Here is a 17,366-nt window from a genome sequence, read left to right as displayed (position 1 = left end):
AAACGCCCCCGAGGATACGGGGTCAGACATCGCGGCCTTTCATGCCCTCCTGGGCGGGGTCGACGCCCCAGGAGATGATCCGCCGGGGGTGGATGCGGATGATCTGACGGCTGAGGTGCGGGGAGGGCGGCTCGTGGTCCTCGACGGCCTCGGCCTCGCCCCGGATCTCCACGCCCCTGACCCGCCAGGGATCGGTGGAGGCGACGTCGTCCACCACGAAGGCCACCTGCGGATTCGTCCGGACGTTGTGGAACTTCCTGGTGGTGCCCATCGCGCGGCCGTAGATGTCGACGACGCCCGTCTCGGTGTCGACGCGGAAACCGGTCGGGCTGTTCTGCAGGGAGCCGCCGGGCCCCGTGGTGGCCAGGCGGCCCAGGCGCTGTCCTTCGAGATAGGCGAGCTCCGCCTTCGTGAATGTCATGCCCCACTCTGTAACCTCAATATTGATTGAGGTCAAGTTAGACTGGCGCATGCCCAACAATCCGGAGATGACCGTCGGCCAGCTCTCCTCCCGCAGCGGGGTCGCGGTCTCCGCCCTGCACTTCTACGAGGCCAAGGGCCTGATCCGCAGCCGCCGAACCGCGGGCAACCAGCGTCGTTTCCCCCGCGACACGCTCCGCAGGATCGCCTTCATCAGGGTCTCCCAGCGGGTCGGGATCCCGCTCAAGACGATCCAGGAGGCGCTGTCCGCCCTCCCCGACGAGCGCACCCCCACCAGGGAGGACTGGGCGAGACTCTCGACGATGTGGCAGTACGAGCTCGACGACCGCATCAGGCAGCTCGAACGGCTCCGGCACGGCCTGACCGACTGCATCGCCTGCGGCTGCCTCTCACTGGACCGCTGCGCGCTGGCCAACCCCGACGACGTGGCCGCCGCGAGGGGGCCGGGCTCGCGCCTGATGATCCCGCCCCGGGAGAGCTGCGCCCCCTGCGAGGTGTGAGGCTCTGAAAGTGGAAACAGCGGGCCCATGGTCAGGAGGCTTGAGGAGACCGCCGTCCTCAACCTGGTCAGCCCGCCGTCCTCGACCCGGTCAGCCCAGCGTCCGGTGCCCCGCTGGTCAGCGGGCTGGGCGACATCGGCGGCTTCCGGCACCGTCCCACCGGCCAGGCCGGGCACCCCGGCCGCCTCGGCGATCAGCTCGTCGGGCGCGGCGTCTCCCCCTGGCGGCCCCCCTGCCCTCCGCCTTGAGGATGATCTGGGGACGTCGGCGGGGCCCGGCCACCCAGCAGAGCCTATTGTGGAAGAAACCGACTGTCCTGGAGAGAACATGACGATCTCAGATGGGGTGCGCGAGCCTCACGGCGCGACCGGGCAGCCGTCTGAGACCGGCGGCGTACGGGGTGACGGCCGGGTCGAGACGGGCGACGCCGACGCGCTGAAAGGCGCGGCGGCCGGGCGGTCCGGCATCCACGGCTGGCTCGACGGCGTCAGGTCCACCCGCGCGGGCCGCCTCACCCTGAAGATCGTTATCGGTGCCATCGGCGCCGTGCTGGTCATCGGCGGCCTGATCATGGTGCCCTTCCCCGGGCCTGGCTGGCTGGTCGTCTTCGCGGGGCTGGCGGTGCTGGCCACCGAGTTCCACTGGGCCCACCGGCTGCTGGAGTTCGGCAAGCGGACCCTGTCGGCCTGGACGGGCTGGCTGGGCCGTCAGGGCTGGACCGTCAAGATCCTGGTCGTCCTCGTCGCCGCGATCACCGCCACCGCCATCGTCTACTACGGCCTCAAGCTCAGCCTCCACATCGACCTGATCGTCGAGGCCCAGAAGCTCCTCACCCGATAACCCGGTCCGCCCGCTCCCTCCCGGTCCCGCTGCCGGTCCTCCCGGTTTGCTCGGGCCCGCCGCCGGTCTCACGTGGTCCCACCGCTGGTTCCTCCAGATTCGCCCGATGTGCCCGATTCGCTCGGTCCCGCCCGGCCCGGCTTCGCCCGACGCGACGACGACACCCCCTCCACCCGTCTCGCGAGGCTTCCGTCGGGTAGTTCCTCGCCCTATGCCTGATCCATGGTGATTACTCACTGCAATGGCATCGGCGCCACTCTGGGGGCCTATGACACCCAGTGCTGGAGAAACAAAACCGGAACTCCCCGGAGTTTTACCCGGACTCGCCCACCTCGTTATCCATCTTGGATGTGACTCTCCGTAGTGTCTCCACGTCCGATCCGCAGAGACGAATAAGGAGAGTGACGTTCGATGCGCGCCCTGTCCTCGATGTTGGTCCTGGCGGCCGCCGGAGCCGTCGCACTGACCGGCACCCCCGCCCACGCCGACGACGTCAACCTGGCCGCGAGGGTCCAGCCCGGCGAGGAGGTGTTCCTCACGCCCGAGCTCGTCCCCGCGGCCCAGTACAACGGAAACGTGCTGGTCAAGCTCGACGAAAACAGCGTGCCCGTCAAGGTCAAGATCGGTAACTGCCGCGGCAGGTACATCGGGTCGGTGCCGATCGCCGCCAACGACCACGCCGCGTACGTCGCCGCCAGCACCTCCCCGCCCACCCAGTGCATCCGCTACCGGGTGAGGAACATGGGCAACCAGCCGGCGACCATCACGGGCACCGGCTACTACTAAACCGGCTATCGCATAAACCGGTCCGCCGGGGTGTGCGGGACGGGAACGGCTACCGAGGGCGTTCCCGTCCCGCACACCCCGGTTTTTCGGTTTCCGGTCCCGGTCGCCTGAGCTCCTCGAGCGCCGCCTCGCTCTCCCTGGTCAGGGGATGGTCCGCTCCGAGTCTCGCCCGCTGCCCTCGTACGATCGTCAGGATCTCCCGCTCCGCGGCCTCCGGCTCACCGTTGCCCGCCAGTGCCGAGGCCAGACCTCGGCGGATGGTGAGCGAGTTGGGATGTTCTTCGCCGTAGACGCGGGTGTTCGCGGCGAGGATGTCGGTGTACGCCGTTATGGCGGCGCCGAACATCCCGCGTTCGCGGAGGATCTCGGCGATCTCGTAACGGATGTCGAGGGCGTTCAGGTCGTCCTCGCCGAAGTTTCTCCGCCACGCGCGGAGAACCTCCCGGTAGCCCGCCTCCGCCTGCTCGTACCGCCCCTGGTCACGAAGGGTGCGGGCGAGGTTGAGCGCGGACACGATGGTGTCGGGATGGTCGTCTCCCAGAACACGCCGTGCGGTCGCCACGATGGAGCGGAACGCCGCCTCGGCCTCGGTGTGGCGTCCGCCCTCCCGGACGGTGCGGGCGAGGTTGATGCGGACGCTCAACGTGTCAGGGTGCTCCTCGCCCAGAACGCGGGAGGCGATCGCGAGAACGGCCAGGAACTGTCGCTCGGCCTCGATGTTGTGACCGCTCTCCCGGACGGCACGGGCCATCCTGTTGCGGATGTCGAGGACGTCCGGGTGCTCGTCGCCCAGCGATGGGCGCATCACATCCAGGATGGACCGGAAATCCGTGACCGCCTGGTCGTAGAGGCCGGCCATGTAGCGATACCAGGCGACCCTGCGAGCGGGCAGTGTCGCGCCCAGGACGGTGTCGGGGCGGACGGTCTCGTCGTCACGGACGAGATCCAGCAGACCGAGGCAGTGCTCGGCGAGCGCGGCCCAGGTGTTCCAGTCGTCGGCGTCGTCGGTGTCCAGCTCGCTCGTCGCGGCGTTCAGGAGGTCGGCGAGCAGGTCCCGGAATCCTCCCAGCTCCCCGGAACCCCTGATGTTCCCCCGGGTCACCGTGCGTACCAGCGGATGCATGTCGAGCGTCGCGATCCGGCGTGACGCCGGAGTCCCCGACGCGCCCGGATCGCCGGTCCCGGGATCGAGCGAGATGACGCCGAGCCCGGAAAGGGCCTTGAGGGAGCCGCTCAGCCGCCTGGCGCTGGCGCCGGCGCCGGCGAAGAGCGGGCCGCGTTCCAGCACCTCGGGCCTGAGCACGAGCTGGTAGGGCAGCGGCGACGGCGCGCAACAGGCCAGCAGCCGCATGAGCGGCCCCGCGAGATCATGTCCCTGCTGGGCGAGCAGTTCGACGGACATCTCCCACGTCGTCGTGAGCGCACGGCGCCCGTCACGGAATTCCTCGGAACCGGGTTCGTCCATGGTCAGATCCTGGAGACGTCGTTCGTAGGTGCTTCGGTAGCCGGAGAATGATCCGGTCGAGTCCGGGGCGGGAAATGGGTCGGCGTTGGCGCAGCTCAGGTAGCGTCCCACCAACTCCAGGGCCAGCGGGAGCCCGCCCATGGCGGCGGCCAGCTCTCGCGCGGCCCGGAGGGGCCCCGCGTCGGGCGCGAGGTCCATGAGCACGGCCGCCCCGACCTCCGGCGCCAGTGAGGTGACCTTGTACATGCTCATCCAGGAGGCCCATCGTTCCACCCGTCCGTCCCGGCTCGTGATCAGCACGGTTCCGTACGGGGTGGCCGGCGGTCGTACCCAGTCCGTGCCGTCCTCCAGGGTGCGGTCCTCTTCCGAGAGCACGCGCGGGTCGTCGGCGTTGTCGATGACGAGGAGCCAGGGCGTCGAGCGGGAGTTCAGGGCGCGCCAGAGCACGTCCGACGGGTGGGCGTGGTCGAAGTCTGAGTCCAGCGCGCCCGCGTCGAAGGCGACCGCGTGAAGGGCGGCCCGGGTGCCGTCCGGGCTGCCGGCTCGCACCCACCACGTCGTGGTGCCTTTCTCCGCGGTGCTGTGCGCGAGGGTCTGGACGATCGCGGTCTTTCCCACCCCGCCCATCCCGTGAACGAGAACCACTCTCGGGCGTCGCGCCGGGGTCCGGATGAGCCCGTCGATCTCCGACAGCAGGTCGTCGCGACCTCGGAGCCGGGCCGCGAAGGCCCGCCGCTGCGGTATGGCGAGGGGTGGCGCGGAGGAGGCCACCGAGCGTGCCTGCGCGGCCCCGACGAACGTGTTGTACTGCACCCCGCTCCGCTGGACCGCCTGCTGCGCGCTTCCCGCCGCCTCGGCGTGCTGGCTGTCGCCGGGCCGCATCGTCGTCCTTGTCAGTCGCGCTTGAAGGTGTTGGTCTGGACGCCGGTGTACTGGACGGCCTGCTGGGCGTCTCCCTCGGCATGGGCGTGCTGGTCGCCGCCGACACCCTCGATGCCGACGATGGGGGCGAACTCCGCGATGAGCGAACGTGTTTCCTCGGCGGCGACCGGGTCGCCGGCCATCGCCTCCGCGAGCAACGCGGAGACGCGCTCCCGCTGTGCCGCCACGATCGCGGGACGGTCGGTGCCCGAGGCCCGGAGGATCGCCGCCCGCACCTCGTCCATCACCTCACCCTGGACGACCTCCCGCTGATCGTCACCGCGGCCGAGGATGCGCGCGACGCGGTCACGGAGGGCCTGCCATGCGTCGCTCGCGACGCTGGAGACGATCGCCGTCGCGCCCGCCGAGGCGAGGGCGGCGAGCAGTTCAGTGGAGGCCACGGCGGCACTCCCGCCTCGAAGGGGGATGGACCCGCGTCGCGGGGGTGATCGGAGGAAAGGGGGTGATCGGAGGAAAGAGGGAGTATGTCCCGAAGGATGAAGCGCCTGTCCTCATCCTCATATGACGGATCGGTAGATCGGGCTTTCCAGCATCGGCACGGACCTCTCAATCAGTTCGTCGGACAGCTCCGCGTATTTGGCGACCAGGGCTGGACTGTCCACGAGCCGGGCCTCCCTGACGCGTGCGGTGGCCTCGTCGTAGATCAGCGCGACCACCCGGGTGTCGTCGTACAACACGTAATCCGATATTCCCGAGTCTGACAAGAGTTGCCGGATGTCACGGGAGTCGACGAACCGTATGTCCTCCCCGCACTCGATGTCCGCCAGGTAGGCCGGGATCTCATAGTTGACGAGATATGAGCTCAGCGGGAGGTCGCATATCCGGACGCGGACCATGGATATGCCGCGCTGTCTCGCCAGGGTGTATATCTCCTGCTGCCCCCTGACCATCTCCTGGACCAGCTTTCTGGCAGTGGCGAAATCGCCGTTCTTGAAAGCTCGATAGCCCTCGAAGTCGGACTCGTCGTATTCCTGAAGCCTCTCTACCTTCACCCATCGCGATCGGAGCTCGTTGAAAAACCTCCCGAAATCATCCACATGGCCGTCCGTGGTGGAGAGCTCGGTGGACTCAGCCGGGGGATAGATCCTCAATGCCCATGCTCCTTCTGGTCGATCGTGCCTGCCGTGCGCTGAGCGGCCGGGGCGGCGGGAAGGGGCAGGCCGCGTGCTGGAGAGCGGCTATTCCAGGGGGATGTTCTCGCGGGCCTTGACCAGCACGTGTCGCGGCAGGACCACGATGGCCTCACCCGGATCCAGGAAGGCGTCCGGAGGAAGCAGCGGTTCGAGCTCGGTCGTGCGCTCCAGCCCGATGATCGCGAAGTCGCCGCTTTCCAGCTCCCAGATGTCGGGGCAGTTGTTCGCCCCCGCGCTTCCATTACCGCCGCCGTCTCCGTGAGGATGAGGGCCGATGCGACGCACGAACATGCTTCCCCTCCGATTATCTGTTCGATGTGCGGGGTAGGAATGGCGTCCGTATTTTGTCATCGGTAAAGGCTTTGGGTCAACATTTGGGTGAATAGAGCAAAGCCATATTTGGATGCTCTTGTGACTCATTCGTGGATTATCAGGTGATCAAGGGTGAATCCCGCCCACTCTGCTATGGAGGACGTCGCTCTTACCGTCGCAAACTTCACCGAGTAGCCGATCGATTACGGCATTCCGGTCACGAATGCCGGATCCTGCCGGACTCGTCCCCGGTGTCGGCGGCCCGAAAGATTTCTCTTCGCGGTGTGGTGCGCCCCCCGGGGGCGAGAAAGCGAATCCTCGCCATGCGGGCCAGGTTCACGGGCGGTCCTGGTCCGCTATCAGGCCGGCGACTCCGTCCAGGATGCGGTCCAGGCCGAAGGTGAGGGCGTGGACGGGGTCGGAGACCGACTGGTAGGCCTCCCCGGCAGCCTGGCCGACGCGGGAGGCGAGCGGGAACCGGCCGGAGTCCATGATCTTGTCGAGGAGCGGGGCGTTGGTCAGCCACCACTCGGCGTCGGTGATCCCGCTCTCCTCCTGGATCCGGGCCTTGTTGGCCTTGGCCCTGGCGGTGCTCTCCACGTGGCCGAGTACCAGGGTCAGGACGGAGTCCATCTCGACGTCCGACAGGCCGGTGCCGTCCAGCGGGCGCAGCTCGGCCTCGTACTTGAGGGACGCGTTCGGCCCCAGCGTGGAGCGGACGTCGATGATCTGCAGCATCCACGGGTTGCGCCGGTAGAGGTCCCAGTTGCGGGCGGCGACGAACTCCAGCGCGCCCCGCCACCCGCCGGGCTGCCGGGACGGGGCGTCCACGTCGTCGTAGAGCTCCCCGTACGCGGTGTCGATCATGAGATCGACCAGCTCGCCCTTGCCGGGCACGTGGGTGTAGAGGGACATGGTCCCGACCTCCAGCCGCTCGGCGACGTGCCGCATGGAGACGGCGTCGAGTCCCTCGGCGTTGGCCAGCTCGATGGCCGCCAGGACGATCGAGCGCACCGTCAGCCCGGAGCGTCCGGGCTTGCTGTGTGATCCCCACAGGAGCGCCAGGCTGCGTGCCGGGTCGGCGTCGGAAGCTTTCTTCGCACTCATGGGAACAGTCTCCAGATTCTCGGCGTTGGGACCACCGTAGCTGAGTCGTACGATGTACGGTACGGTCTACGCTTCATGGGAATGTCGATGTACGACAGATGGGAAGACGGGTGCGAAGGGTGAAACCGGTGGACGTGGAGACGGCAGGAGGGGACGCGGTGGCGATCGCCGCGTACGGCCTGCGCAAGAACTACGCGGGTGCCGCGGAGGGGACGGGGCTCAACGGGTTCGACCTGAGGGTGGCGGCCGGAACGGTCTGCGGCCTGCTCGGGCCCAATGGAGCGGGCAAGACGACGGCGATTCGAATCCTGTCCACGCTCCTGCGCCCCGACGCGGGCCGGGCGAGTGTCGCGGGGTTCGACGTCGGGACGCAGGCCGGGCGGGTACGCGAGCGGATCGGGCTGGTCGGCCAGTACGCCGCGGTCGACGAGATCCTCAGCGGGCGGCAGAACCTGGTGATGTTCGGCAGGCTGAACCACTTCTCCGCCGCCAGGGCGCGCAGGCGGGCCGACGAGTTGCTGGAGCGCTTCTCGCTGTCCGGCACCGAGGGCAGGCCGGTCGGCAAGTACTCCGGAGGCATGCGCAGGCGGCTCGACCTGGCGGCGAGTCTCATCGTGGCGCCCCCGGTGCTCTTCGTGGACGAACCCACGACCGGCCTCGACCCGGCGGCCCGTCAGGAGGTGTGGGCGGCCATCCGCGACCTGGTCGGCTCCGGTACGACCGTGCTGCTCACCACCCAGTACCTGGAGGAGGCGGACCGGCTGGCCGACCGGATCACGATGCTCGGGGCGGGCCGGGTCGTCACCGAGGGTACCCCCGAGGAGCTGAAGTCCGCCATCGGCGGCGACTGGCTCGACCTCGTCCTCGCCGACCCGGCGGACGTGACCGCGACGGAGGCGCTCGCGGCGCGGGTCGCGTCCGGCGAGGTCCACGTGGACGCCGAGGCACGCCGGGTCAGCGTCCCGGTCGCCGAACGCACCCGGGCGCTCGTCACGATGGCGACCGCGCTCGGCGACGCCGGGATCGAGCCGCTCGATGTCACGCTGCGCCGCCCCACGCTCGACGAGGTGTTCCTGCACCTGACGGGCGGCGCGGAAGGGGCGCGGCTCACCCGTACGGAGGCGTCCGCTTGAGCATCGCACACCCCGGCGCGGGCGCCCGCGCGAGCACGACGATCCCGCTTTCCGGTACGGAGGTATCCCCGTGAGTACGACGACCGCGGCACCGCCCGCCAGCTCCCCGACGTCCCCTATGTCGCTGATATCCCGGTTCGGCTGGGCGCTGGCCGACTCCTGGACCATCACCCTGCGCGACCTGAGTCACTGGGTCCGGCAGCCGGGCCCGGTCGTCCTCGGGTGGTTCTTCCCGATCCTGATGGTGCTGATGTTCGGCGGGCTGTTCGGCGGCGCCATCGGCGTCCCCGGCGGCGGGGACTACTTCGACTTCCTGATCCCCGGCATGTTCGCCATGACGATGCTCTTCGGCCTGGAGAGCACGATGATGGCGGTCACCACCGACGCGGCCAAGGGGGTGACCGACCGGTTCCGCTCCATGCCGATGAGCGCCTCCGCGGTGGTCGTCGGCCGGGGGATCGCCGACATGCTCAACTCGGTCGTCGGGCTGGCCGTCATGATCGTGACCGGGCTGCTGCTCGGATGGCACGCCGGGGGAGGAGCGGCCGCGGCGCTGACCGCCGTGGGCCTGCTCCTGCTGCTGCGCTTCGCCCTGATCTGGGTGGGGATCTACATCGGCCTCGTCGCGGGAGGGCCGGAGGTGGTGACGTCCGTGCAGATCCTGGTCTGGCCCGTCGGCTTCCTGTCCAGCGTGTTCGTCGACCCCGCCACCATGCCCGGCTGGCTCGGGGCGATCGCGGAGTGGAACCCGCTCTCGGCCACCGCCACGGCCGTCAGGCGGCTCTTCGACAACCCCGGCTGGGGAGGTGAGTCCTGGGTCGCGCAGAACGCCACGCTCATGGCGGTGCTCTGGCCGCTGCTGCTGATCGCCGTCTTCCTGCCCCTGTCGGCGCGTACGTTCCGCCGGCTCGGCGGCTGACGGGCCTCGCCGGTCACCGGTCGCCGCGGAGGTTTGTTTTCCGGTGGATCACCGATGGATCACATGGTTCACAATGTTCGCGGCCCCGGGAAGACGCCCCGTGTTTTACATCGTGGTGACGGGATCCGTCGGGACCTGTAACCGACGGTAGTGAGCCTGGACACATGAGTGGGACGGAACGGGAACGATCCGCCTCGGGGTGGACGCTCAACAGTGAACTGCTCAACGTCGGCGCGATCATCGTCGCCGCTGGTATAGCCCATCTCGTCATGGGCCTGATAGGACACGGGAAGTATGGGCCGCTCATGCTCCTGCTGCTCGGCGGGGTGCTCGTCGTGACGGCGCTCGGTCACCGTTTCTACGAACACCGGCGCCACCGCGTCCCCCTGGTCATGGAGTGCGCGAGGTGCGGGGGGATGCCGGGCGGAGGTTCCTGAGGCGGCGGGAGGCGATCCCGGGAAGGCAGAGGGAGATGAAGGCCTCCGCCTGGAGCGCCGACACGCCGATCCTCGGGAGGTCCCGCGCCGCGGGATAGACCAGGAAGCGGGGTTTCCACAGCGGGTGGAACTTCGCGTTGAACCGGTACAGCGACTCGATCTGGAACCACCTGGACAGGAAGACCAGGAGGCCGTACCAGGCACGGAGGATCGGGCCCGCGCCCAGCCGCTCGCCCCTGGCGAGCGCGGCGCGGAACATGGCGAAATTGAGCGAGACCATGTTCACGCCGAGGGCCGGGGCCGCCTGCAGGGCCTTGACGATCAGCAGGTCGTTGAGGCCCGGGTCGGCGGCGGGGTCGCGGCGCATCAGGTCGAGGGAGATGCCGTTCCTCCCCCAGGGGACGAAGTGCAGGACGGCGTGGATGTCCTCGCCCGGCCCGGCCTCGCCCTCCGTCGCGCCCCCGCCCCCGCCCTCCTCGGCCTCCGCGGTGCTTCCGGTGGCCCCGGCGGGCCGGTGCGCCGTGACGACGACGCACTCGGCGTCGGCGGGGTCGCCGAAACGGCCGAGCGCCATGGAGAAGCCCCGTTCGGTGTCCGTGCCGCGCCAGGAGTCGGCGGCGTAGCGGATCCGGTCCTTCTCCGCCTCGGTGAGGTCCCCGACCCGCCGTACGAGACAGGTGTAGCCCGCGCGCTCCACCCGGTTCACCATCTGCCGGACGTTGCGCATCATCCTGCCCTCGAGGGTGAAGGCGGCGACGTCGACGACGGCCTCGTCGCCGATCTCCAGGGCGGACAGGCGTCCCTCCCTCGTCCAGACCTCACCGCCCGTCTCACTGCAGCCGATCACGGCGGGCACCCAGGCGTGCCGCTCCGCCTCCTCCATGAAACGCCTGATCGCGCCCGGCCACGCCTCGACGTCCCCGATGGGGTCGCCGCTGGCGAGCATCACCCCCGAGACCACGCGGTAGGCGATCACCGCCTTGCCCGTCGGGGAGAACACGACGCTCTTGTCGCGGCGCAGCGCGAAGTAGCCCAGCGAGTCGCGGGCACCGTGCCGGGCGAGCAGCTCGCGGACCGTCTCCTCCTGCCGGGGGTCCAGTTCGGCCGCGGGCCTCTCCGGCCGCAGGGCGAGGTAGAGGGTCGTCACCGCGGTGAGCGCGCCGAGGCCGAGGAGGGAGTAGAAGACCAGGTCGGCGGTCCGCTCCGAGGAGTATCTGACCGGGCCCTCCATCCCGACGAGGCCGAGTAGCACGTGCTGGAGCCGCTCTCCGGCGCTGGGGTCACCGATGGTCGCCCTGGAATGGGCGTTGACCACGAGCCAGCCGATGCCGATGTCCAGGACGCCCAGGACGAGGAGGTTCCACAGCGCCCGCCAGCGGGTCCGGGGATCGGAGAGGGCGTAGAACTCGCGCTGCCTGGCCACGAGCAGGGCGACGACCGGCGTGGTGAGGATGGCGGTGAAGGGGTGGTGCGAGTGCAGGAACTCCGTGAGGACGCTCAGCGGCAGGAGCACCATCACCGCCCGCCAGGCCCGCTTCTTCCTGCGCCGGAGGCCGTGGGCGAGCATGACGATCAGGACGCCCAGGACGAGCGAGGCCGCCTGGGCGAGCGAGGTGAACGTTCCGGGCAGGAACCCGGCGAGCTCGCCGACCCGGCTCCTCCTGAACGCGGGCAGCACGGCTCTGAGGATGTCCAGGACGCCGATCGCCATCGCCGCGTAACCGGCCGCGGTGGGCACCCAGGAACGGGGCACACATGACCGATCCCTCATGGGAGGGACATTAATCGGTGATACGGCCCTCAACTCCATGACAGGGCTCACCGAGCCCGAATCCACCCCGCCCGGATCGGATGACTTTGCGTTGGGCGGCACGGACCCTCCGCGAAAACGGTGAAGGACGGTATGGAACCCGCCGCCGTAAAATCACCGTTCTTTTTCGGTCTGCCCGCCGCGTCGCCCTCGACGGCTCCACCCGCCCCCACGAGGTCCAGCGTCCTCGCTTCTCTGTTCGCTGTTTCCCGTTTTTCCTGTTTCGCTGTTTCCCCGTTTTCCGGCACGCCCGCCTTCCGATGTCCCCTCGCCCCGCTCGGTGTCTTTCACACCTCTTCTAACCGATTCGTTCTAGATCAAGATCTTGAGGGCTTTCCGGCTTAGGATTCCGCCGTGTCCGTGACTCCTGGGATTTACCGGTTGCTCGGTTGCCTCGTCGTCCTGGTCTCGGTGATCGTGCCGGTTCCGGCGACCGCGTACGCCGCCGAGCCGGCAGCCGCCGAACCCGCCGCCGCGCCCGTCGACATCGTGCTGCCCGGCACCCGGGTCACCGTCAGGGAGGATGCCAAGGACGCGCTCAGGGTGACCTCCTACTCCTTCGGCAAGATGACCTACCTGCGCAGGGGCGCCGGATTCACCCGGCAGGCCGCCTACCAGGAGATCACGGTCGCGCCGAAGGGGGCCAAGGCCCTCGCGGTGCCCACCTCCTACCAGAGCGGCTACGACTCGGTCGTCCTGCTCGACCTGGCCACCTCCAAGGGCACCGGGATCCGTACGGTGAGGAAGCCGCTCGTCGCGCACTACGCCCACTGGAACCGCAACGGCGGCAAGGCGGTGCTGACCGTCGAGAGGAAGAGCGGGTCCGCCTGGGTGACCTCCGGGTTCGTGATCGTCGACGTGGTGGCGAAGGCCGCCAAGACGGTGACCGTGGCCAATGTCGACAAGGCCGCGAGGTTCCGCTGGAGCTCCGACGGCGTCGACGTCGTGGCCGAGTACGCGGGGGGCGCCCGCTTCTACGGGCAGGACGGCGCGATCCGCCGCACCCTGGCCAAGACCGGCAGGCCCGCCGGTGGAGAGGACGCCTTCACCCCCTCGGGACGGGGCCTGATGACCTGGTGCCCGTCCAGCTACACCGAGCACGTCTGCGTCTGGGACCGCACCTCGGGCAAGCTCGCGGCCAAGGTGCCCGGCATCAAGCCGAAGGCCCTGTGGGGCTGGTGGGACGAGAAGCACTTCATCGCCGTCATCCCCGCCTCCGGCCACTATCAGGTGGTCCTGTCCACCCTGAAGGGCAAGACCACGCGGGTCCTGGCCGCCTTCTCCGCCGACGACTGGTCCAACAGGCTCTACCTCGGCTACACCCGGAGGTGACCGGGCTCCGGCGCGGGCGTGGCCGTCAGAGGTACAGGCCGGTGCCGTTGTCGGTCTGCGGGGTGGCGATGGCGTGCAGGTCGCGCTCGCGCATGACCAGGTAGAGCTGCCCGTGGACCTCGACCTCGTACTGCTCCTCGGGGTTGAACAGGACCTTGTCGCCGACCTTGACCGCGCGGGCGTTCTGACCGGCGCCGCAGACCTCCCCCCAGACGAGGCGGTTGGCCATCTTCACCGTCGCCGGGATGACGATGCCCGCCGTGCTGCGCCGTTCCTCGGACTCCTGCTCGATCTTGACCATCACGCGGTCATGGAGCATCTGGATCTCGAACTTCGGGTCACCCACGACACGAGTTTATGGGAATCGCGGAGCCGTGCCCGCTTGTCCGCGGACTCGGGGTCCACTCGGGGGTGTTCACCGGGTCCGCCAGGGATGTTCATTGATGTTAAGGAGTGTGTAGGTCCGAAGGCCTGTCCGACAGGGGACGGGCGGGCGACGACACCGGTGACGAGATCATCCGCCAAGTAGGATCCGGCGTTATGACGTCTCCTGAGCTCGTGAGCGGCTTCCTCGACTGGTATCTGGCGGCGAATCCCGTCTACGCCGCCCTCGCGGGCGCGCAGGGGTACGACAGGACCCTCGGTGACTTCACCGATTCCGGCATCCTCGCCAGGGAGCGGGAGGCACGCCGCTGGCTGGAGCGGCTCCAGGAGGTCCAGGCCACTGGAGGTCCCCGGGGTTCCGAGGGTTTCGGGGGTTCCGGGAGCGGGGGAAGCCTCGGGGACGCCGAGAGCCCCGCCGGTCCCCAGAGCCCCGCCGGTTCCGGGAGCTTCGAGGACGAGATCGACCGGGAGCTGGTCATGTCCACGCTGCGCGGCGGGATCGCGTACGAGACGTGGCCCGTCTGGCGGCGCGACCCGTCCGCCTACGTGGGGCCGATCTTCGCCTCGATGTTCGGGCCGTTCCTGCAGCGGCTGGCCACCGAGGCCGAGCTGGTGGACGCGGCCGTCGCCCGGCTGGCCGAGGTGCCGGACGTCATCGCCGCCTGCCGGGCCAACCTCGACCCCGCCCTGGCGGCCCCGCTGCTGGTTCAGCGAGGGCTCGGCCAGTCGCGGACCGCCCGGCGCTTCCTCACCGAGACGGTTCCCGGCCAGGTCGCCGACGAGGCCCTGCGCGCCCGGCTGGCCGTGGCGGCCGAGCCCGCGGCGGCGGCCTTCGACGAGCTGGTGGAGTTCCTCGAAGGCTTCCGGGCGACCGGCACCTGGCGGATGGGGGAGGAGCTCTACTCCACCCTGCTGCGCGAGCGGGAGATGCTCGGCTACGGCGCCGACGAGCTGCTGCGGCAGGGCCAGGCCGCCTACGACGAGCTGGACGCGCGGATGCGCGAGGTCGCCGCCAGGCTGGACGGCGGTTCCGGCGACTGGCACGCGGCCATCACCGAACTCCAGGACGACCACGCGCCGACGTTGGAGGACATGCGGGCCGAGTACGAGGCCGAGACGGAACGGGCCAGGAGGTTCGTCCGCGAGCGCGGCCTGGTGACCTTCGCGGAGGGGGAGGAGTGCAGGGTCGTCCCGTCGCCGGAGTTCCAGCGGCCCATCGTCGCCGTCGCCTCCTACATGTCGCCCCCGCCCCTGTCGACCTCCAGGATCGGGCACTTCTTCGTCCCGTTCACCCCGTCGTCCTTCACCGAGGACCAGATCCGCCAGCGGCTGCGTACCAACGCCAGGGCGCAGATGCCCTCCATCGCCGTCCACGAGACCTATCCCGGCCACCACTGGCACCTGTCGTGGATGGCGGACAACCCCCGGCGGGCCCGCAGGCTGTTCCGCACCCCGTACTTCGCCGAGGGCTGGGGCCTGTATGTCGAGAAGCTCATGCACGAGCAGGGCTACTTCACCACCCCGGCCCAGGAGCTCGCCCACCTTGACTTCAGGCTCTTCCGGGCGGCCCGCATCGTCGTCGACACCTCGCTGCACTGCGGCGACATGACGATCGAGCAGGCCGAGGAGTACATGACCACGAAGTCGTCGCTCACCCCCGGCACGGCGAAGGGCGAGGTCGACCGCTACTGCGCGTGGCCCACCCAGGCGCCCTCCTACCTGACCGGCGCCCTGGAGATCGACCGCATCCGCGACGACTACCTGGCCGCCGGCCGAGGCGACCTGCGCTCCTTCCACGACACGCTGGCCGGTTCCGGCGGGCTCCCCCTGGGACTGGCCCGCCGGGTCGCGCTGGAGGGCTGACCCCCGCGGTCACGCCCGCGTACGGGCGGGAGCTACGCGCGGCACGGGAGCCGACCCACGCTCACGCTTGGGGCCTAGGTACGGATGGGGGCGCGGCGGCGGGTCTCGGGGACGATCAGCGGGGTGCCGCTCTGCGGGTCCTCGATGATCTCGCAGCGCAGCTCGAAGACCTCCTCCACCAGCGCGGCCGTGACGATCGAGGAGGGGTCGCCCTCGGCGACGATCCGGCCGTCGCGCATCACGATCAGGTGGGTGGCGTAGCGGCAGGCCTGGTTCAGGTCGTGCAGTACGGCGACCAGGGTCCTGCCCCGCTCGTGCAGGTCGGCGCAGAGGTCGAGCACCTCGATCTGGTGGGCGATGTCCAGGAAGGTCGTCGGCTCGTCGAGCAGCAGGATCGGCGTCTCCTGGGCCAGTGCCATGGCCAGCCAGACCCGCTGGCGCTGGCCGCCGGAGAGCTCGTCGACGCAGCGGTCCGCCAGCTCGGTCACGTCGGTCGACTCCATCGCCGCCGCCACCGCGACCTCGTCCTCGCGGGACCACTGCCGCATCAGCCGCTGGTGCGGGTAGCGGCCCCGGCCCACCAGGTCGGCGACCGTGATGCCGTCGGGCACGATCGAGCTCTGCGGCAGCAGGCCCAGCCTGCGCGCCACCTCCTTCGACGGCAGCGAGGTGATCGCGGCCCCGTCCAGGTGGACCGTCCCGGCGCGGGGTTTGAGCATGCGGGCCAGGGCGCGCAGCATGGTGGACTTGCCGCACGCGTTGGGGCCGATGATCACGGTGAACGATCCGTCGGGGATCGTGACGTCCAGGTCGCTGGCCACCACGCGCTTGTCGTAGGAGAGCGTCAGTCCGGTGCCGTACAGTCTCAACGTCGTTCCCTCCGGAGTAGAAACACCAGGTATACACCGCCGATCGCGGCGGTCATGATTCCCACCGGCAGTTGCACCGGTGCGAAGACGCGCTGTGCGGCCAGATCGGCGCCGACCAGCAGGGTGGCGCCGGTCAGCGCCGAGGTGAGCAGGGTGACGCCGGGAGAGCGGGTGATCCGGCGGGCCAGCTGGGGCGCGGCCATCGCCACGAAGATCACGGGTCCGGCGGCGGCGGTGGCGACCCCGCACAGCAGCACGCCGACGGCGACGGCCGTCGCGCGCACCGGCTCGACGCGGATGCCCGCTGCCCTGGCCGCGTCGTCGCCCATCTCCATCATCCGCAGCGGGCGCGACAGCCAGGCGCAGACGGGCAGGAGCACGGCCAGCGCGTACGCGACCGGGACCGCGTGCTCCCAGCCGCGCCCGCTGAGGCTGCCGGTGATCCACGCCCCGGCGGTGGCGGCGTCGTTGATGTTGGCGCGGGTCAGCATGTACCAGTCGGCGGAGACCAGCAGCGCGCCGACCCCGATGCCGACCAGGATCAGCCGGTAGCCCTGCACTCCGCGCCGGAAGGCCAGGGCGTACACCACCAGCGCGCAGGCGACGCATCCGGCGAGCGAGGCTCCCGCGATCTGCCAGGCGGTGCCGCCCAGTACGACGGCGGCGATGCCCCCGGTGGAGGCCCCGGCGGTGAAGCCGATGAAGTCGGGACTGCCGAGCGGGTTGCGGGTGAGGCTCTGCAGGATGGCCCCGCTCAGCCCGAACGCGGCGCCGACCAGCAGGCCGGTCACGACCCGCGGCGCCCGCAGGCGGCCCACGATGAGCTCGGCGGCCGGGGGCCCCTCGCCGAACAGCGCGGCCACGATGTCGGGGATGGGAACGGTGAACTCGCCGACGGACAGCGCGACCAGGCTGACGGCCAGTCCCAGGACGGCGACGGCGGCCCCGGCGGCGAGGCCGCGCGGAGAGAGCCGCAGCGACCAGGAACGCAGGCGCAGCGCGCCGGGAAGGGCCTTCGCGGCGGGCGTCGACGAAGGGGTCGTGCGGTGACTCTCCGGGGCGGCTGCCGGTGGTGAGGCGTTCATAGCGGATC

The 17,366-nt window shown here is 69.8% G+C and carries 18 protein-coding genes; 8 read left to right on the top strand and 10 right to left on the bottom strand.

Annotation, left to right across the window (positions count from 1 at the left end; all coding sequences use genetic code 11):
- Positions 1 to 22: 22 nt before the first annotated feature.
- The gene (locus tag ABD817_RS08790) at positions 23 to 421 is read right to left on the bottom strand and encodes a PPOX class F420-dependent oxidoreductase (RefSeq protein ID WP_344916869.1); all 399 of its coding nucleotides are present in this window, start codon (positions 419 to 421) and stop codon (positions 23 to 25) included.
- A 49-nt stretch (positions 422 to 470) separates the two neighbouring features.
- Here ABD817_RS08790 and soxR point away from each other — a divergent pair, with 49 nt between their 5' ends.
- The 3 genes from soxR (at position 471) to ABD817_RS08775 (ending at position 2,567) form a co-directional block, all read left to right on the top strand.
- The gene (gene soxR / locus ABD817_RS08785) at positions 471 to 941 is read left to right on the top strand and encodes a redox-sensitive transcriptional activator SoxR (RefSeq protein ID WP_344916867.1); all 471 of its coding nucleotides are present in this window, start codon (positions 471 to 473) and stop codon (positions 939 to 941) included.
- 327 nt (positions 942 to 1,268) lie between these two features.
- Positions 1,269 to 1,781: a TIGR02611 family protein gene (locus ABD817_RS08780; RefSeq protein ID WP_344916865.1), complete on the top strand. Its 513-nt coding sequence runs from the start codon at positions 1,269 to 1,271 to the stop codon at positions 1,779 to 1,781.
- Positions 1,782 to 2,192: 411 nt separating this feature from the next.
- Entirely contained in the window at positions 2,193 to 2,567 is a 375-nt protein-coding gene (locus tag ABD817_RS08775; RefSeq protein ID WP_344916863.1) for a hypothetical protein, read from the top strand.
- A gap of 49 nt (positions 2,568 to 2,616) precedes the next feature.
- Here the strand turns inward: ABD817_RS08775 and ABD817_RS08770 are convergent, their stop codons facing one another.
- The 5 genes from ABD817_RS08770 to ABD817_RS08750 form a co-directional block, all read right to left on the bottom strand.
- Positions 2,617 to 4,914 (bottom strand): tetratricopeptide repeat protein, encoded by a 2,298-nt coding sequence (locus ABD817_RS08770; RefSeq protein ID WP_344916861.1) that lies wholly within the window; start codon positions 4,912 to 4,914, stop codon positions 2,617 to 2,619.
- An 11-nt stretch (positions 4,915 to 4,925) separates the two neighbouring features.
- Positions 4,926 to 5,354, bottom strand: coding sequence for a hypothetical protein (locus ABD817_RS08765; RefSeq protein ID WP_344916859.1), 429 nt, complete (start codon positions 5,352 to 5,354; stop codon positions 4,926 to 4,928).
- A gap of 117 nt (positions 5,355 to 5,471) precedes the next feature.
- Complete coding sequence (locus ABD817_RS08760; protein WP_344916857.1) at positions 5,472 to 6,065, bottom strand: DUF6879 family protein; 594 nt, start codon at positions 6,063 to 6,065, stop codon at positions 5,472 to 5,474.
- A gap of 87 nt (positions 6,066 to 6,152) precedes the next feature.
- Positions 6,153 to 6,398 carry a hypothetical protein gene (locus ABD817_RS08755; RefSeq protein WP_344916855.1) on the bottom strand — a complete coding sequence of 82 codons (246 nt, stop codon included), beginning with the start codon at positions 6,396 to 6,398 and terminating at the stop codon, positions 6,153 to 6,155.
- 357 nt (positions 6,399 to 6,755) lie between these two features.
- Positions 6,756 to 7,526, bottom strand: coding sequence for a TetR/AcrR family transcriptional regulator (locus ABD817_RS08750; protein ID WP_344916853.1), 771 nt, complete (start codon positions 7,524 to 7,526; stop codon positions 6,756 to 6,758).
- A gap of 128 nt (positions 7,527 to 7,654) precedes the next feature.
- On the opposite strand from ABD817_RS08750, the gene ABD817_RS08745 reads away from it, so the two are divergent.
- The 3 genes from ABD817_RS08745 (at position 7,655) to ABD817_RS08735 (ending at position 10,015) form a co-directional block, all read left to right on the top strand.
- A complete protein-coding gene (locus ABD817_RS08745) occupies positions 7,655 to 8,659 on the top strand; it encodes an ATP-binding cassette domain-containing protein (protein WP_425583295.1) in 1,005 nt (334 codons plus the stop codon).
- Positions 8,660 to 8,777: 118 nt separating this feature from the next.
- Entirely contained in the window at positions 8,778 to 9,578 is an 801-nt protein-coding gene (locus tag ABD817_RS08740; RefSeq protein ID WP_344917255.1) for an ABC transporter permease, read from the top strand.
- A 164-nt stretch (positions 9,579 to 9,742) separates the two neighbouring features.
- Positions 9,743 to 10,015 carry a hypothetical protein gene (locus ABD817_RS08735; RefSeq protein WP_344916850.1) on the top strand — a complete coding sequence of 91 codons (273 nt, stop codon included), beginning with the start codon at positions 9,743 to 9,745 and terminating at the stop codon, positions 10,013 to 10,015.
- Here ABD817_RS08735 and ABD817_RS08730 read toward each other — a convergent pair.
- On the bottom strand, positions 9,969 to 11,768 hold the full coding sequence (locus ABD817_RS08730; RefSeq protein ID WP_344916848.1) for a phosphatidylglycerol lysyltransferase domain-containing protein: 1,800 nt from the start codon (positions 11,766 to 11,768) through the stop codon (positions 9,969 to 9,971). The genes ABD817_RS08735 and ABD817_RS08730 overlap by 47 nt on opposite strands.
- Before the next feature lie 411 nt (positions 11,769 to 12,179).
- Between ABD817_RS08730 and ABD817_RS08725 the strand changes: the two genes are divergently transcribed.
- Positions 12,180 to 13,157: a hypothetical protein gene (locus ABD817_RS08725; protein ID WP_344916845.1), complete on the top strand. Its 978-nt coding sequence runs from the start codon at positions 12,180 to 12,182 to the stop codon at positions 13,155 to 13,157.
- A gap of 25 nt (positions 13,158 to 13,182) precedes the next feature.
- Here ABD817_RS08725 and ABD817_RS08720 read toward each other — a convergent pair whose 3' ends face one another.
- Positions 13,183 to 13,503: a GroES family chaperonin gene (locus tag ABD817_RS08720; RefSeq protein ID WP_329092552.1), complete on the bottom strand. Its 321-nt coding sequence runs from the start codon at positions 13,501 to 13,503 to the stop codon at positions 13,183 to 13,185.
- 194 nt (positions 13,504 to 13,697) lie between these two features.
- Here ABD817_RS08720 and ABD817_RS08715 point away from each other — a divergent pair, with 194 nt between their 5' ends.
- Positions 13,698 to 15,404: a DUF885 domain-containing protein gene (locus ABD817_RS08715; RefSeq protein ID WP_344916842.1), complete on the top strand. Its 1,707-nt coding sequence runs from the start codon at positions 13,698 to 13,700 to the stop codon at positions 15,402 to 15,404.
- A gap of 74 nt (positions 15,405 to 15,478) precedes the next feature.
- Here ABD817_RS08715 and ABD817_RS08710 read toward each other — a convergent pair whose 3' ends face one another.
- The gene (locus ABD817_RS08710) at positions 15,479 to 16,273 is read right to left on the bottom strand and encodes an ABC transporter ATP-binding protein (protein WP_344916840.1); all 795 of its coding nucleotides are present in this window, start codon (positions 16,271 to 16,273) and stop codon (positions 15,479 to 15,481) included.
- The gene (locus ABD817_RS08705) at positions 16,270 to 17,358 is read right to left on the bottom strand and encodes a FecCD family ABC transporter permease (protein ID WP_344916838.1); all 1,089 of its coding nucleotides are present in this window, start codon (positions 17,356 to 17,358) and stop codon (positions 16,270 to 16,272) included. The genes ABD817_RS08710 and ABD817_RS08705 overlap by 4 nt, the downstream gene beginning before the upstream one ends.
- Positions 17,359 to 17,366 lie beyond the last annotated feature (8 nt).

Source organism: Streptosporangium oxazolinicum (genome assembly GCF_039537505.1).
GTDB classification, from domain to species: domain Bacteria; phylum Actinomycetota; class Actinomycetes; order Streptosporangiales; family Streptosporangiaceae; genus Streptosporangium; species Streptosporangium oxazolinicum.
This window is presented reverse-complemented; position numbering and strand designations above follow the sequence as displayed.